Raw genomic sequence first — 15,094 nt, forward strand, 5'->3', positions numbered from 1 at the left:
ATCTTATGAGCATCGAGGTATCCAACGAGTCGGGCATCGACGTCTGCGAAACGGAACTGGTCAGCGTCGCGCGGTTTGTCATCACCCAGATGGATGTCAATCCAGCCGCCGAACTCTCGATGGTGCTGCTTGACACCGCGGCGATGGCCGATCTGCACATGCGTTGGATGGATCTGCCCGGGCCCACCGACGTGATGAGCTTCCCGATGGACGAGCTCGAGCCGGGAGGCCGGCCCGATGCCCCCGAACCGGGACCGGCCATGCTGGGCGACATCGTGCTGTGCCCGGAATTCGCCGCCGAGCAGGCGGCCGCGGCCGGCCACAGCCTTGGCCACGAGCTGGCGCTGTTGACCATCCACGGGGTGCTGCATCTGCTCGGCTACGACCACGGCGAGCCGGAGGAGGCGAAGGAGATGTTCGCCCTGCAGGAACGGCTGCTTGAAGAATGGGTGGCCGACCAGGTCGAGGCCTACCAGCACGACCGGCAGCAGGAACGTGACCGCCGCTTGCTGGACAAGTCGAGGTATTTCGACCGTTGAGCGGTCTGTATCAGCTGCTCGGCGCGATCGCGCTGGTCGGTCTGGGTGGGCTGTTCGCGGCGATCGACGCCGCCGTCAGCACGGTGTCGCTGGCCCGGGTGCACGAGTTGGTGCGAGACGAGCGGCCCGGCGCGGTCTCGCTGCTGAAGGTGATGGCCGATCGGCCGCGATACATCAACCTGGTGGTGTTGCTGCGCAACGTCTGCGAGATCACCGCGACCGTGCTGCTGGTGGTGTTCCTCTACGACAATTTCGGCCTGGACTGGGGGCTGTACGGTGGCGCGACCATCATGGTGTTGACCAGTTTCGTGGTCATCGGCGTCGGCCCGCGCACCGTGGGCCGCCAGCACGCCTACTCCATCTCGTTGACGGCAGCCCTGCCGCTGCGGGTGATTTCGTGGCTGTTGATGCCGATCAGCCGGTTGCTGGTGGTCTTGGGCAACGCGCTCACGCCGGGCCGTGGCTTTCGAAACGGGCCGTTCGCATCCGAGATCGAGCTGCGCGAAGTGGTCGACCTGGCCCAGCAACGCGGTGTGGTCGCCGCCGACGAGCGTCGGATGATCGAGTCGGTGTTCGAGCTCGGCGACACCCCGGCGCGCGAGGTGATGGTGCCGCGCACCGAGATGGTCTGGATCGAAAGCGACAAATCCGCCGCACAAGCGATGACCCTGGCGGTGCGCAGCGGCCATTCCCGCATTCCGGTGATCGGTGACAACGTCGATGACATCGTCGGCGTTGTGTATCTGAAAGACCTTGTGCGGCAAACATTTTGTCCGGATGACGGTGGTGGGGAGGCCACCGTGGCAACCGTGATGCGCCCCGCGGTGTTCGTGCCGGACTCCAAGCCGTTGGACGCGTTGCTGCGCGAAATGCAGCGCGACCGCAACCACATGGCCCTGCTGGTCGACGAGTACGGCGCCATAGCCGGCCTGGTGAGCATCGAAGACGTGCTCGAAGAAATCGTCGGTGAGATCGCCGACGAGTACGACGAGGCCGAGACAGCGCCGGTGCAAGACCTGGGCGACAACCGTTTTCGGGTGTCGGCCCGGCTGCCGATCGAAGACGTGGGCGAGTTGTACGGCGTGACGTTCGACGATGATCTCGATGTCGACACGGTGGGTGGCCTGTTGGCTTTGCAACTCGGCCGGGTTCCGCTGCCGGGCTCCGAAGTGGTCTCCCATGGCCTGCGGTTGCGCGCCGAGGGCGGCCCCGATCATCGGGGCCGGATACGGGTCGGCACCGTGCTGCTGAGCCCGGCCGATTCCGATGGTCCCGCCGGCAAGGAGGCCGATCGCCATTTCTGAGCAGCTAGCCGCCGAGGACGCCACGTTGGTGGTGCTAGCGCGGGCGGCCATGGCACGGGCCGGAGCCGGCAGCGGCGCCGCGGTGCGTGACGTCGACGGCCGCACGTATGCCGCCGCGCCGGTCAGGTTGTCGGCGTTGCAGCTGACCGGCCTGCAAGCGGCGGTCGCCGCGGCGGTGTCCAGTGGGGCCACCGGGCTGGAAGCGGCCGCGCTGGTGGCCGGATCCGGTGATGACCCCGGTATTGCCGCGGTGTGGGAACTCGCACCGACGGCGGCGATCATCATCACCGACCGGGCAGGCAACCCGCTATGACGCCGAACGTGCATTCACGGCGGAAAATAGCGGGAAAAGTCGCCCTGTGTGCACGCTCGGCGACATGACCGAATTTCGTTCCGGCTTTGTGTGTTTGGTCGGCAGACCGAACACCGGCAAGTCGACGCTGACCAATGCGTTGGTCGGTGCGAAGGTGGCGATCACCTCGACGCGGCCGCAGACCACCCGGCACACCATTCGCGGCGTCATTCACCGGGAGGACTTTCAGATCGTTCTCGTCGACACCCCGGGCCTGCACCGGCCGCGTACCCTGCTCGGCAGGCGGCTCAACGACTTGGTGCGCGACACCTACACCGAGGTCGACGTTATCGGGTTGTGCATTCCGGCCGACGAGGCGATAGGCCCGGGGGACCGGTGGATCGTCGACCAGATCCGCTCGAGCGCCCCGAACACCGCCCTGGTCGTCATCGTCACCAAGATCGACAAGGTGCCGAAAGACCGGTTGGCCGCCCAACTGGTCGCGGTCAGCGAGGCGGTCGACACCGCTGCCGAGATCGTCCCGGTCTCCGCGGTGTCCGGGGAACACATTGACGTGCTGATCGACGTGCTGGCCGCTGCGTTGCCCCCGGGCCCCGCGTACTACCCCGATGGTGCACTGACCGATGAACCCGAGGAGGTGCTGATGGCCGAGCTCATCCGCGAGGCGGCGCTGGAGGGGGTGTGCGACGAATTGCCGCATTCGTTGGCGGTGGTGATCGACGAGGTCACCCCGCGGCAGGGGCGGAACGACCTGATCGACGTGCACGCGGTGCTCTACGTGGAACGGGATAGCCAGAAAGGCATCGTCATCGGCAAGGGCGGCGCCCGGCTGCGCCAGGTGGGTACCGCCGCGCGCACCCAGATCGAAAGGCTGCTCGGGACCAAGATTTACCTCGACCTGCGGGTCAAGGTCGCCAAGAACTGGCAACGCGATCCCAAACAGCTTGGCCGACTGGGCTTTTAGTTCGTCCACCACACCGGCGGCTGCTTGCTTGCCCACCCGCTGACGGCCTCCAACTCGGCGGCCAGCGAGATCAGCATGCCCTCGCTGTTGGCCGGTCCCATCAGCTGCACACCGATCGGCAAACCGTCGGAGGTGAACCCCGCCGGCACGTTGATGGCTGGCCAGCCCAGCACGTTCCACGGCCATGCCAGCGGGCACGCGGCGATCATGGCCCGGTCGGTGGCCAGGCCATTCAACCGATCGAATGCGCGCGCCAGCGGCGGCGGCTGCGCGGTCGTCGGCGCCAGCACCACGTCGACGATGTCGAAAATCGAGCCCACCCGCCGCTGGTCGGCGGCCTCGTGGCGGCGTGCGCTGCGCAGAATCGCCTCTCCCAGCAGGTGGCCCATACGCAGGTTGGACAGCGTGCGGCGATCCCAGACGACACCGTCGCCCAGCCGCTCCTCCCAGTCCCGCAGCCCGGCGGTGGATCGGGCGAGAAAGTTCCACGACAACCGCAGGCCGTAATCCGGATTGCCGTTCACCACGGTGTGGCCGAGCAGCTCGAGTTGTTCGCCCACCCGTTGCGTGGCGGTCAGGATCTCCGGATGCAACTTGGCCCGAAAAAAGGTGTACGGGAACCCCGTTGACAGCGCGATCTTCAGCGGCCCGGGCGCGAGGCCGACGTAGTCGGACGCCGTCAGGGGGGGCGGCCGGTGCAGGTCGCCGTCGACGTTGCCGGACGCCGCGTCGAGCACCAGCGCCGCGTCGGCCACCGTGCGGGCTAGCACGCCGTTGACGGTGATGCCGTTGAACGCCTCCGGCAACGGCCAGGTGGAGATGCGGCCGCGTTGCGGTTTGATGCCCACCAGGTGGGTCCACGCCGCGGGGATGCGCACACTGCCAGCGCCGTCGGAGCCGATGGCCGCGGTGACCAGGCCCGCGGCCACCGCGGCCGCGCTGCCACCCGACGAACCGCCCGGGGTGTGCCGACGCGACCAGGGGTTGCGGGTATGGCCAAACCCGGGCCCGCTGGTGAACGGCCATTGGCCCAGTTCACAGGTGTTGGTCTTGCCGACGATCACCGCGCCCGCAGCCTTGAGGCGCCGAACCACCTCGGAGTCGTGGGTGGCCGGCCGCACGGACCCGTCGGTGCCGTATGCGGTCGGCACCCCAGCAACGTCGACGTCGTCTTTGACCGCGATCGGGATGCCCAGCAGCGGCGCGGTGTCGCCGGCGGCTCGACGCCGGTCGGCCGCCGCCGCGTCGGCCAGCGCCGACTCGGTGAGAACGACCCGGAACGCGTTCAAGGTGGATTGGCTCTGATCGATCGCCTGCAGGGAGCGGCGTACCAGCTCATCGGAGGTTACTTGCCGGCTGGCCAGCTGATAGAGCAGGTCGGTGAGGGTGGGCAGGCGCTGGCCGACGACGTCAGACGCGGCCCCGGAATCCGACCCAGATGCGCCAACCACGGGGTACGAGACTATCGGCGCGGATACCCGCGACGTCGCGGTGGGGTGCAAAACTATTGTGATGCGGCTGTATCGGGACCGGGCTGTTGTGTTGCGCCAGCACAAGCTCGGCGAAGCCGACCGCATCGTCACCTTGTTGACGCGCGATCACGGGCTGGTTCGTGCGGTGGCCAAGGGGGTGCGCCGCACCCGCAGCAAATTCGGCGCGCGGCTGGAGCCGTTCGCGCATATCGACGCGCAGTTGCTTCCCGGCCGCAACCTTGACATCGTCACCCAGGTCGTCTCGATCGACGCGTTCGCCACCGACATCGTCAGCGACTACGGCCGGTACACCTGCGGCTGCGCGATGCTGGAAACCGCTGAACGCCTTGCCGGTGAGGAGCGGGCGCCCGCACCGGCTCTGCATCGGCTCACGGTCGGCGCGCTGCGCGCGGTGGCCGACGGGCGCCGGCCACGCGATCTGCTGTTGGATGCCTATCTGCTGCGTGCCATGGGTATCGCCGGCTGGGCGCCGGCGTTGACCGAGTGCGCCCGTTGCGCCACACCCGGTCCGCATCGGGCGTTTCACATCGCCGCCGGGGGCAGTGTCTGTGCGCACTGCCGCCCGACCGGCTCGACCACACCGCCGCCGGGCGTGCTCGAGCTGATGTCCGCGTTGCGCGACGGCGATTGGGAGGCCGCCGAGGCTGCGCCGCCATCCCACCGCAGCTATGCCAGCGGACTGGTGGCCGCACACCTGCAATGGCATCTGGAACGGCAGCTGAAAACGTTGCCGCTGGTGGAGCGGACCTATCGGGTTGATCGCACAATAGCCGACCGTCGTGCCACGCTGATCAGGCAGGATAGCTGAGTGTGGCTAAGAACGCGCAGCGAGAGCTGACGTCCACCGACTTCCCGCAGCTGCCCCCGGCGCCGGACGACTACCCGACCTTTCCCGACAAATCGACGTGGCCGGTTGTCTTCCCGGATCTCCCCCCGTCGCCCGACGGGGGCCCGCCCCGTCCGCCGCAGCACGTTTCGAAAGCGACCGCACCCCGGATCCCCGCCGATCGGATGCCGATACATGTCGCCATCGTGATGGATGGCAACGGCCGCTGGGCCACCCAACGCGGCCTGCCGCGCACCGAGGGCCACAAGATGGGCGAGCCGGTGGTGATGGATGTCGCCTGCGGCGCCATTGAACTCGGCATCAAATGGCTCAGCCTCTACGCTTTCTCTACCGAGAACTGGAAGCGTTCCCCCGAGGAAGTCCGCTTTCTGATGGGTTTCAACCGAGAGGTGGTGCGCCTGCGCCGCGACAACCTCAACGCGATGGGGGCACGGGTCCGGTGGCTGGGTTCACGGCCACGTTTGTGGCGCAGCGTCATCAAAGAACTCGAGACCGCCGAGCAGATGACGAGGAACAATGACGTCATCACCATCAATTACTGCGTCAACTACGGTGGTCGCGCCGAAATCACCGAAGCCACCCGCCAAATCGCTCGTGAAGTCGCCTCGGGCAGGCTGAACCCGGAGCGGATCACCGAATCCACGATCGCCCGCCACTTGCAGCGACCCGACATTCCCGACGTCGACCTCTTCCTGCGGACCTCGGGCGAGCAGCGGTCCAGCAATTTCATGCTCTGGCAGGCGGCGTATGCCGAGTTCATCTTCCAGGACAAGCTTTGGCCAGACTACGACCGCCGTGACCTGTGGGCGGCCTGCGAGGAATACGCGTCCCGCAATCGACGATTCGGGAGCGCATAGTGCCATCCCTGCAGGAGAGGTTGGCATTGATACTGCGCGACGTCATCCCCGTCGAGCAGGAACCCGACGGCGGGCTGACGATCCGACACGGCGGCACGTTCGCCTCGTTACGGGTGGTGAGCATCGTGGACGGCCTCGACCTGGTGTCGCTTACCCAGGTGTTGGCGTGGGATTTGCCGTTGACCAAAAGGGTGCGCGATCAGGTGGCCCAGCAGGCGCGTGACCTCAACTTCGGTTCGGTGACCCTGTTGGAGAAGGGCGTCGAGAAGGTCGCGGAGAAGACCGCGCGGCGCAACTTCGGCAAGGGGGCGCCCAAGACCGCGGACGTGATGCTGCGGTACAACTTTCCCGGTGCCGGTTTGACCGACGGCGCGCTGCGTACCCTGATCCTGCTAGTGCTGGACACCGGCGCCCAGATACGTAGCGTGCTCGTCGGCTTGGTCTGATGGTGGCGACCCGCTGCGCCCGGAAGCGGGAGGTACCCCCAGCGCCCGGCGCTGCCGCGCTTGCGATCGCCACTGGGTCTGATGGTGGCGACCCGCTGCGCCCGGAAGCGGGAGGTACCCCCAGCGCCCGGCGTTGCCGCGCTTGCGATCGCCACTAGTGCCGGCAATCTGGGCAGGTGCCGAAGATCTCGATGGTGTGGCTGACATCGGAGAATCGATGTTTGGCCGCTACCTCGGCCGCCCACGCCTCGACTTCGTGGTCGGCCACCTCGATGGTGGTGCCGCAGCCGCGGCACACCAGATGGTGGTGATGGTGCTCCGAACACCTGCGGTAGACCGATTCCCCCGCGTCGTTGCGCAGCGTGTCGACCAATCCCGCCGCGGCCATCGACTGCAGCGTGCGGTAGACCGTGGTCAGGCCGATGGTCTCGCCGCGACGGCGCAGCTCGTCGTGCAGTTCCTGGGCCGAACGAAACTCATCGAGCGTGTCCAACAGCCCCGAGATGGCCGCCCGCTGCCGGGTGGCACGGACGCCGGCTCCCGTCATTGGCGCCCCGCTCCCCCATAAGCGGGTGGTGCCCCCACGCCCCCGCAAGCGGGCGGTACCCCCACTGCATGGTGGCCGGTGCGGGTCACGGTGCGTCCTCGCTTGCGTGGGCCACCGCGTCGACAACGATGTGCGCCAGGTGATGATCGGCAAGCCGGTACAGCACTTCGCGGCCGGACCGCTCCCCGGCGACCACGCCGGCCGCCTTGAGAATCTTCAGATGTTGGCTGACCAGCGGCTGGGGGACGCCCAGCGCGTCGACCAATTCGTGCACGCAGCGCTGGGATTCGCGTAACTGCAACACGATCGCGATCCGCACGGGTGCTGCCAGCGCGCGTAACAGCTCGCCGGCGGCTTCGAGAATCCCGCGTGGCGGTGCCGTGGGTGTCGTGGCGTCTGCGGTGAGACCGATACGGTTGTCCTGACCGCCAGCCAGGTCAGCACCCGAATGCCGCTGGGTGGTGGTAGGCGTGGCGGGAGGCGTCACCATGTCGGAGTCACCACCTCGAGAAGTGCCGGGCATTCGGACCGCTCTGGAAATCTGGTTGGAAATCGGCGTGCGGCTGACCTCCACTGTCACATGCGTGATGATGCATGTCAAAGACCGGGACGTTGCTCGCTACCATGACTGATGCTTTGCGTGCACTGGTTCACCGTTGCGGGCGTCCGCCCGACCCGTCGAAGGGAGCACACCACCCCGTGGCGTCCGTCATCGACACCGTAGTCAACCTGGCCAAGCGGCGCGGCTTCGTCTATCCGTCGGGCGAGATCTACGGGGGCACCAAGTCGGCCTGGGACTACGGTCCGCTGGGGGTGGAACTCAAGGAGAACATCAAACGGCAGTGGTGGAGATCGGTGGTCACCGGTCGCGAGGACGTCGTGGGGATCGACACGTCGATAATTCTGCCGCGGGAGGTGTGGGTGGCCTCCGGCCACGTCGACGTTTTCCACGACCCGCTGGTCGAGTCGCTGATTACCCACAAGCGCTACCGGGCCGACCATCTTATCGAGGCCTACGAAGCCAAACACGGGCACCCACCGCCCAACGGGCTGGCCGATATTCGCGATCCGGAAACTGGCGAGCCCGGCCAGTGGACCGAGCCGCGCGAATTCAACATGATGCTCAAGACCTACCTCGGACCCATCGAAACCGAGGAGGGCTTGCACTATCTGCGCCCAGAGACCGCGCAGGGCATCTTCGTCAACTTCGCCAACGTGGTGACAACCGCGCGCCGCAAGCCGCCCTTCGGCATCGGCCAGATCGGCAAGAGCTTCCGCAACGAGATCACGCCCGGCAACTTCATCTTCCGCACCCGCGAATTCGAGCAGATGGAGATGGAGTTCTTCGTCGAGCCCGCGACCGCCAGGGAATGGCATCAATATTGGATCGACACCCGGCTGCAATGGTATGTCGACCTCGGGATCGATCCGGAGCACCTGCGATTGTGGGAGCACCCCAAAGACAAGCTGTCGCACTACTCCGACCGCACCGTCGACATCGAGTACAAGTTCGGCTTCCTCGGCAATCCGTGGGGCGAGCTGGAAGGTGTGGCCAACCGCACCGACTTCGACTTGTCCACGCACAGCAAACATTCCGGTGTCGACCTATCGTTTTATGACCAGGTCACCGACACTCGGTACACGCCGTACGTGATCGAACCGGCAGCCGGCCTGACCCGGTCATTCATGGCATTTCTGATTGACGCGTATGCCGAGGACGAGGCCCCCAACACCAAGGGCGGGATGGACAAGCGCGTGGTGCTCCGGCTGGACCCTCGGCTGGCGCCGGTCAAGGCCGCGGTGCTACCGCTCTCGCGGCACGCCGACCTGAGCCCCAAGGCCCGTGACTTGGCCGCCGAACTGCGGAAATGTTGGAATGTCGACTTCGACGACGCGGGCGCCATCGGGCGGCGTTACCGGCGCCAGGACGAGATCGGCACCCCGTTTTGCGTGACGGTCGACTTCGACACGCTCGACGACAACGCCGTCACCGTGCGCGCACGCGACGCCATGACCCAGGACCGCATCGCGATGAACAACGTCGCCGATTATCTGGCGGTCCGGCTCAAGGGCAGCTAGCGCGGCCCACCCCGCATTTGTTTGCTGGAAAGGTGGGGCACCGCCGATGGCGGGGCGGCGCCGCAGCGACACCGGGCTACCTGCGGTGGGTTGGCCGCGGCCGGTGGTGTTGGGGGTGGGGGACATGGGGTGGGAGGTGTTGCGTGTCGGTCTCGGTAACGCGCGGGTGTGCGGTTGAGAATACGTGTAGAGGAGGGGTGGGTTGATGAACTTTTCGGTGTTGCCGCCCGAGGTCAATTCGCTGCGGATGTTTTCTGGTGCGGGGTCGGCGCCGATGTTGGCGGCGGCGGCGGCCTGGGAGGGGCTGGCCGCGGAGTTGGGGTCGGCGGCGGATTCGTTTGCGTCGGTGACCTCGGGGTTGGCCGGTCAGGCGTGGCAGGGGCCGGCGGCGGTGGCGATGGCGGCGGCGGCGGCGCCGTATGCGGGGTGGTTGAGTGCGGCGGCGGCGCGGGCGGCGGGGGCGGCGGTGCAGGCCAAGGTGGTGGTGGGTGCGTTTGAGGCGGCGCGGGCGGCGACGGTTCCGCCGGTGGTGGTGGCGGCCAATCGGAATGCGGTGGTGCGGTTGGTGTTGACGAACCTGTTTGGGCAGAACGCGCCGGCGATTGCGGCCGCTGAGGCGCTGTATGAGCAGATGTGGGCCGCCGATGTGGCCGCGATGGTGGGGTATCACGCGGGGGCGTCGGCGGCCGCGGCGCGGTTGGCTGCCTGGCCGGGTGCCTTGTCGGGTTTGGCGGGCCCGTCGGGATTGTTCGGGTCGAGCACACCGCTGGCCGGGGCACAGCTCGGCATCCAAGCGTTCGCCGCCGAAGCGGTGGCCGGCCCGGCCGCCGCTTCCCAGGGGCTGAGCGACTTCGTCGTGAACCTGGGGTTTGGCAACATCGGTTCCTTCAACCTGGGTAGCGGCAACATCGGTGGCGTCAACCTCGGCAGCGGCAACATCGGCAGCCAAAACCTAGGAAGTGGCAACTACGGCGGCCTGAACTGGGGCAGCGGAAACACGGGGACCGGAAACACTGGCAGCGGGAACGCCGGTGACTACAACCCCGGCAGCGGAAACTTCGGTAGCGGAAACCTCGGCAGTGGCAATATCGGCAGCCTCAATTTGGGCAGCGGAAACTTCGGCACCCTCAACGTCGGCAGCGGGAATAATGGCGATGTGGCCATCGGCAGTGGAAACATCGGAGACTTTATCCTCGGCAGCGGGAATAACGGTGATAACAACATCGGGTTCGGAAACCTCGGTACCGGAAATATCGGGTTCGGGAACAAGGGCAACAACAACATCGGCTTCGGGCTTACCGGTAATGGTCAGATTGGCTTCGGCGCTCTGAACTCCGGTACCGGAAATATCGGCTTGTTCAACTCGGGAAATAACAATATCGGTTTCTTCAATTCGGGAAATAACAACATCGGCTGGGCGAACTCTGGCAACGGGAACACGGGTTTCGGGAACGCGGGCAACTTCAATACGGGCTTCTGGCACGCGGGCAATTCAAATACTGGCTTCGGAAGCGCGGGTAACGGAAACTTCGGAATCTTCAATGCCGGAGACACAAACGTGGGCAGCTTCAACGTGGGCTGGCAGAATACCGGCTCGGGGAATTCGGGCGCGGGGAATACCGGTTTCATGAATGCGGGTGACTCGAATACCGGCTTCTTGAACGCCGGTAATGTCAACACCGGGTTCTTTAACGCGGGAAATGTCAACACCGGTGGATTCAATGGTGGCGACCTCAACACCGGCTTCGGTAGCGCGCTTACTCAAGCAAGCGCAAACTCGGGCTTTGGGAACCTGGGCACCGGCAACTCCGGCTGGGGAAATAGCGACCCCTTGGGGTCCGGCAACTCCGGCTTCTTCAACATCGGCACCGGAAACTCGGGCTTCTCAAACGCCGGGCCGTCTTCCCTCCTTGGCTTCAACTCTGGGTTCGCAAACGTTGGCACGTTCAATGCGGGGATTGCAAACTCAGGTAACAACCTCGCGGGCATCTCCAACTCGGGTGACGACAGCTCGGGCGTCCTAAATTCGGGCGATCAGAACTCCGGTGGCTTCAACTCGGGCGTCGGACTGTCTGGCTTCTTCAGGTAGCCGCCGCAACCAAGTATCGGTATTCCCCTATTCGTTGGCGACTCGAGTGGCTAGGGCTACCTGCGGTGGGTTGGCCGCGGCCGGTGGTGTTGGGGGTGGGGGACATGGGGTGGGAGGTGTTGCGTGTCGGTCTCGGTAACGCGCGGGTGTGCGGTTGAGAATACGTGTAGAGGAGGGGTGGGTTGATGAACTTTTCGGTGTTGCCGCCCGAGGTCAATTCGCTGCGGATGTTTTCTGGTGCGGGGTCGGCGCCGATGTTGGCGGCGGCGGCGGCCTGGGAGGGGCTGGCCGCGGAGTTGGGGTCGGCGGCGGATTCGTTTGCGTCGGTGACCTCGGGGTTGGCCGGTCAGGCGTGGCAGGGGCCGGCGGCGGTGGCGATGGCGGCGGCGGCGGCGCCGTATGCGGGGTGGTTGAGTGCGGCGGCGGCGCGGGCGGCGGGGGCGGCGGTGCAGGCCAAGGTGGTGGTGGGTGCGTTTGAGGCGGCGCGGGCGGCGACGGTTCCGCCGGTGGTGGTGGCGGCCAATCGGAATGCGGTGGTGCGGTTGGTGTTGACGAACCTGTTTGGGCAGAACGCGCCGGCGATTGCGGCCGCTGAGGCGCTGTATGAGCAGATGTGGGCCGCCGATGTGGCCGCGATGGTGGGGTATCACGCGGGGGCGTCGGCGGCCGCGGCGCGGTTGGCTGCCTGGCCGGGTGCCTTGTCGGGTTTGGCGGGCCCGTCGGGATTGTTCGGGTCGAGCACACCGCTGGCCGGGGCACAGCTCGGCATCCAAGCGGCCCCCGCCGAGGCGGCCGGACCCGCCGTGGCGGCTCCGCTGCAGGGCATCAATGTCGGCCTGGGAAACATCGGCTCCCTCAACATAGGCAGCGGAAACATCGGTGACACGAATTTCGGCAGCGGCAATATCGGCAGCCAAAACCTGGGCAGCGGCAATATCGGCAGCACGAACCTGGGCAGCGGCAATCAGGGTGACGTCAATCTGGGTAGCGGCAACATCGGCAACTTCAACTTCGGCGGCGGCAACTTCGGTAGCCAAAACCTGGGCAGCGGCAATATTGGCAGCCACAACCTGGGCAGCGGAAACATTGGTAATACTAATGTCGGCAACGGTAATATTGGCGACACGAACTTCGGGAACGGCAACAACGGAAATCTCAACTTCGGCAGCGGGAACGTCGGTAGTAACAACGTCGGCTTCGGCAACACTGGAAGCGGCAACTTCGGATTCGGGAATACCGGGAACAACAATATCGGCTTTGGTCTCACCGGCAATGGTCAGATCGGGATCGGCGCCCTGAACTCTGGCAGCGGAAACATCGGCCTCGGTAACTCCGGCACCGGGAACATCGGTTTCTTCAACTCCGGCTCCGGCAACGTCGGATTCGGGAACTCCGGTATTGGAAACACCGGTTTCGGAAACGCGGGTAGCACCAACACCGGCTTCTGGAATGGCGGTAATACCAATACCGGCGCCGCAAACGCCGGGGCGGGCAACTTCGGCTTTTTCGATTCCGGCAACTTCAACGCGGGCAGCTTTAACGCGGGCAACTCAAACACGAGCTTTGGGAATGCGGGCAACGTCAATAGTGGCTTCCTTAACGCCGGGAACATCAACTCCGGCTTCGCAAATGCCGGCCATGTCAACACCGGTTTCGGAAACGCGGGCAACACCAACACGGGTGGGCTGAACGGCGGCACCCTCAACACCGGATTCTTCAGCGCGGCGACCCAGGTCGGCCCCAACTCGGGCTTCTTCAACGTCGGCACCGGCAACTCAGGTTTTGGCCAGAACGACCCGTCTGGCAGCGGCAACTCGGGCATCCAGAACTCGGGTTTCGGTAACTCGGGCTACGTCAATACCAGCACCACCCTATTGTTCGGTGGCAACTCAGGCATTCTGAACACGGGTTATGGGAACGCGGGCTTCTACAATGCGGCTGTCCAGAACGCGGGCTTCGCCATTGCGGGCGTCATGACTTCGGGCATTTTGAACTCCGGAACCGGCAGCTCGGGTCTGCTGGTCATCGGAAATGGGCTCTCGGGCTTCTTCAAGAATTTCCTGTAGCGCGATGGGGGTTGTCGCATCAACCGCAGGTGAACGTCCGAAGGGGTCGTTCCGGTGTCCGCCGGTGCCCGATCGGTGAGGTCTGACGTGCGCACATGCGGCGGCATCGACCGGTGATGGGCTTGCGTGGGGTCTCATTCTCGGTGGGCAGACAGTGGTTAACGATGGTCAGTAGTGGGCTATGGCGGATTCGGCGAAGGCGGGTACTTTTGGTGTGGGTTGTCTTACAATTCAGCGATGGGCTCGCGTCCGTGCGTGACCGTAGTCGGTGAGTGATGTGGGGTTGCGATGATTCCGGAGTTCGCCTGGTTGCCGCCGGAGATTAACTCGGCACGAATCTTTGCCGGTGCCGGGCCGGGTCCGTTGTTGTCGGCGGCTGCGGCATGGGAGGGGCTGGCGTCGGATTTGCGGGCGTCGGCGGCGTCGTTTGATTCGGTGATAGCCGGGTTGACCAGTGGGCCGTGGGCGGGTCCGTCGTCGGTGGCGATGGCGGCGGCGGCCGCGCCGTATGTGGGCTGGTTGAGCGCGGCGGCTGGGCAGTCGGAGTTGGCGGCCAGCCAGGCGCGGGCGGCGGCGACGGCCTTTGAGACGGCGTTGTCGGCCACGGTGCATCCGGCGGCGGTGACGGCCAATCGGGTGTTGTTGGGGCTGTTGGTGGCGACCAACCTGTTGGGTCAGAACACTCCGGCGATTGCCGCCACCGAGTTCGATTATGTGGAGATGTGGGCCCAGGATGTGGCCGCGATGGTGGGGTATCAGGCCGGGGCGGTGTCGGTGGCTGAGACGTTGACGCCGTTCAGCGTGCCGCCGTTCGATCTGGTGGGATTCGCCTCCCAGGTGGGTACCGTTCTCGGGACCGGTGCGGCGCTGGGCAAATCCGTGGTCCTGGGGGCCCAGGGGGCGGTGCAGGGCGTTCCGACCCTGTTGGCCGGGGCCACAACTGCGGTCCCCGCCGTGGCGACGGCGGCGCAATCGATGGCGTCAGCGGTGCCGGTGCAGTCGGTGCTGTCGGCGGCGCCGACGGCGCTGTATCCGCTCAGCATGATGTTGGGGCCGCTGATGAATGCGGCGCAGTCGGCGAACGCGGGCTCGGCCGGGTTGGCGAATGCGGCGGCGGCCGGGCTGGGCGCTGAGATGCCCAAGTTTGTCGGGGACACCACCCCGAAGGGTCTGGGTGGTGCGGGTCTGGGTGCGGGCGCGGCGGGCGAGCTCGGTAAGGCGCGGTTGGTGGGGTCGATGTCGGTGCCGCCGACGTGGCAGGGGTCGGTGCCCAAGGCGATGGCCAGCTCGGCGATGTCGGGGCTGGGCGCGCTGCCGGCTGAGATGGCGCAGGCGGGGGCCGTCGGTGCGCCTATGGGAATGATGCCTTTCCCGATGGGTATGGGCGGCGCGGGGGCCGGCATGCCCCCGGGCATGATGGGCCGCGGTGGCGCGGGTGCGCATGTGGTGCAGTCGCGCCCCAGCGTGATCCCGCGGACCGGCATCGGATAGGGCGGGGGTGATTGGTCGGGGCCTGTGTGTTGGGCCCTGATGCGCCACGTTGGTGGCGC

14 protein-coding genes are annotated in these 15,094 nt (G+C 66.2%); 11 read left to right on the top strand and 3 right to left on the bottom strand.

The features are described from left to right. The first annotated feature begins 5 nt into the window (after window positions 1–5). The 4 genes from ybeY to era all read left to right on the top strand — a co-directional run bounded on the left by ybeY (window position 6) and on the right by era (window position 3,120). The gene (gene ybeY / locus G6N20_RS04190) at window positions 6–539 is read left to right on the top strand and encodes an rRNA maturation RNase YbeY (RefSeq protein WP_083046333.1); all 534 of its coding nucleotides are present in this window, start codon (window positions 6–8) and stop codon (window positions 537–539) included. Then, window positions 536–1,843 carry a hemolysin family protein gene (locus G6N20_RS04195; protein ID WP_083046334.1) on the top strand — a complete coding sequence of 436 codons (1,308 nt, stop codon included), beginning with the start codon at window positions 536–538 and terminating at the stop codon, window positions 1,841–1,843. The genes ybeY and G6N20_RS04195 overlap by 4 nt, the downstream gene beginning before the upstream one ends. Then, window positions 1,806–2,156, top strand: coding sequence for a cytidine deaminase (locus G6N20_RS04200; RefSeq protein ID WP_083046335.1), 351 nt, complete (start codon window positions 1,806–1,808; stop codon window positions 2,154–2,156). Before G6N20_RS04195 ends, G6N20_RS04200 begins: the two co-directional genes overlap by 38 nt. Window positions 2,157–2,220: 64 nt before the next feature. Continuing rightward, window positions 2,221–3,120 carry a GTPase Era gene (era, locus tag G6N20_RS04205; RefSeq protein ID WP_083046336.1) on the top strand — a complete coding sequence of 300 codons (900 nt, stop codon included), beginning with the start codon at window positions 2,221–2,223 and terminating at the stop codon, window positions 3,118–3,120. Here era and G6N20_RS04210 read toward each other — a convergent pair. After that, window positions 3,117–4,571, bottom strand: a complete 1,455-nt coding sequence (locus G6N20_RS04210; protein WP_083046337.1) for an amidase — start codon at window positions 4,569–4,571, stop codon at window positions 3,117–3,119. The genes era and G6N20_RS04210 overlap by 4 nt on opposite strands. A 61-nt stretch (window positions 4,572–4,632) precedes the next feature. Here G6N20_RS04210 and recO point away from each other — a divergent pair, with 61 nt between their 5' ends. From recO to G6N20_RS04225, 3 genes are read left to right on the top strand one after another with little or no spacing between them, the layout of a single operon-like run. Beyond that, a complete protein-coding gene (recO, locus tag G6N20_RS04215) occupies window positions 4,633–5,421 on the top strand; it encodes a DNA repair protein RecO (RefSeq protein ID WP_083046338.1) in 789 nt (262 codons plus the stop codon). A gap of 2 nt (window positions 5,422–5,423) precedes the next feature. Further along, a complete protein-coding gene (locus G6N20_RS04220) occupies window positions 5,424–6,317 on the top strand; it encodes a decaprenyl diphosphate synthase (RefSeq protein WP_083046339.1) in 894 nt (297 codons plus the stop codon). Beyond that, window positions 6,317–6,763: a hypothetical protein gene (locus G6N20_RS04225; protein WP_083046340.1), complete on the top strand. Its 447-nt coding sequence runs from the start codon at window positions 6,317–6,319 to the stop codon at window positions 6,761–6,763. The genes G6N20_RS04220 and G6N20_RS04225 overlap by 1 nt, the downstream gene beginning before the upstream one ends. A 154-nt stretch (window positions 6,764–6,917) precedes the next feature. Here G6N20_RS04225 and G6N20_RS04230 read toward each other — a convergent pair whose 3' ends face one another. Both G6N20_RS04230 and G6N20_RS04235 read right to left on the bottom strand, forming a co-directional pair. After that, window positions 6,918–7,310 (bottom strand): Fur family transcriptional regulator, encoded by a 393-nt coding sequence (locus G6N20_RS04230; RefSeq protein ID WP_083046341.1) that lies wholly within the window; start codon window positions 7,308–7,310, stop codon window positions 6,918–6,920. A gap of 85 nt (window positions 7,311–7,395) precedes the next feature. Beyond that, entirely contained in the window at window positions 7,396–7,800 is a 405-nt protein-coding gene (locus G6N20_RS04235) for an ArsR/SmtB family transcription factor (RefSeq protein WP_142271866.1), read from the bottom strand. A gap of 209 nt (window positions 7,801–8,009) precedes the next feature. Between G6N20_RS04235 and G6N20_RS04240 the strand changes: the two genes are divergently transcribed. From G6N20_RS04240 to G6N20_RS04255, 4 genes are all read left to right on the top strand, one after another. Then, complete coding sequence (locus G6N20_RS04240) at window positions 8,010–9,389, top strand: glycine--tRNA ligase (RefSeq protein WP_232065428.1); 1,380 nt, start codon at window positions 8,010–8,012, stop codon at window positions 9,387–9,389. 205 nt (window positions 9,390–9,594) lie between these two features. Next, window positions 9,595–11,478 (top strand): PPE family protein, encoded by a 1,884-nt coding sequence (locus tag G6N20_RS04245; RefSeq protein ID WP_408632556.1) that lies wholly within the window; start codon window positions 9,595–9,597, stop codon window positions 11,476–11,478. A 185-nt stretch (window positions 11,479–11,663) separates the two neighbouring features. Continuing rightward, a complete protein-coding gene (locus tag G6N20_RS04250; RefSeq protein ID WP_408632557.1) occupies window positions 11,664–13,544 on the top strand; it encodes a PPE family protein in 1,881 nt (626 codons plus the stop codon). Window positions 13,545–13,832: 288 nt separating this feature from the next. Then, complete coding sequence (locus G6N20_RS04255) at window positions 13,833–15,035, top strand: PPE family protein (protein ID WP_163662815.1); 1,203 nt, start codon at window positions 13,833–13,835, stop codon at window positions 15,033–15,035. Window positions 15,036–15,094: the final 59 nt, after the last annotated feature.

Origin of the sequence: Mycobacterium shinjukuense (assembly GCF_010730055.1) — a bacterium.
Classification (GTDB): domain Bacteria; phylum Actinomycetota; class Actinomycetes; order Mycobacteriales; family Mycobacteriaceae; genus Mycobacterium; species Mycobacterium shinjukuense.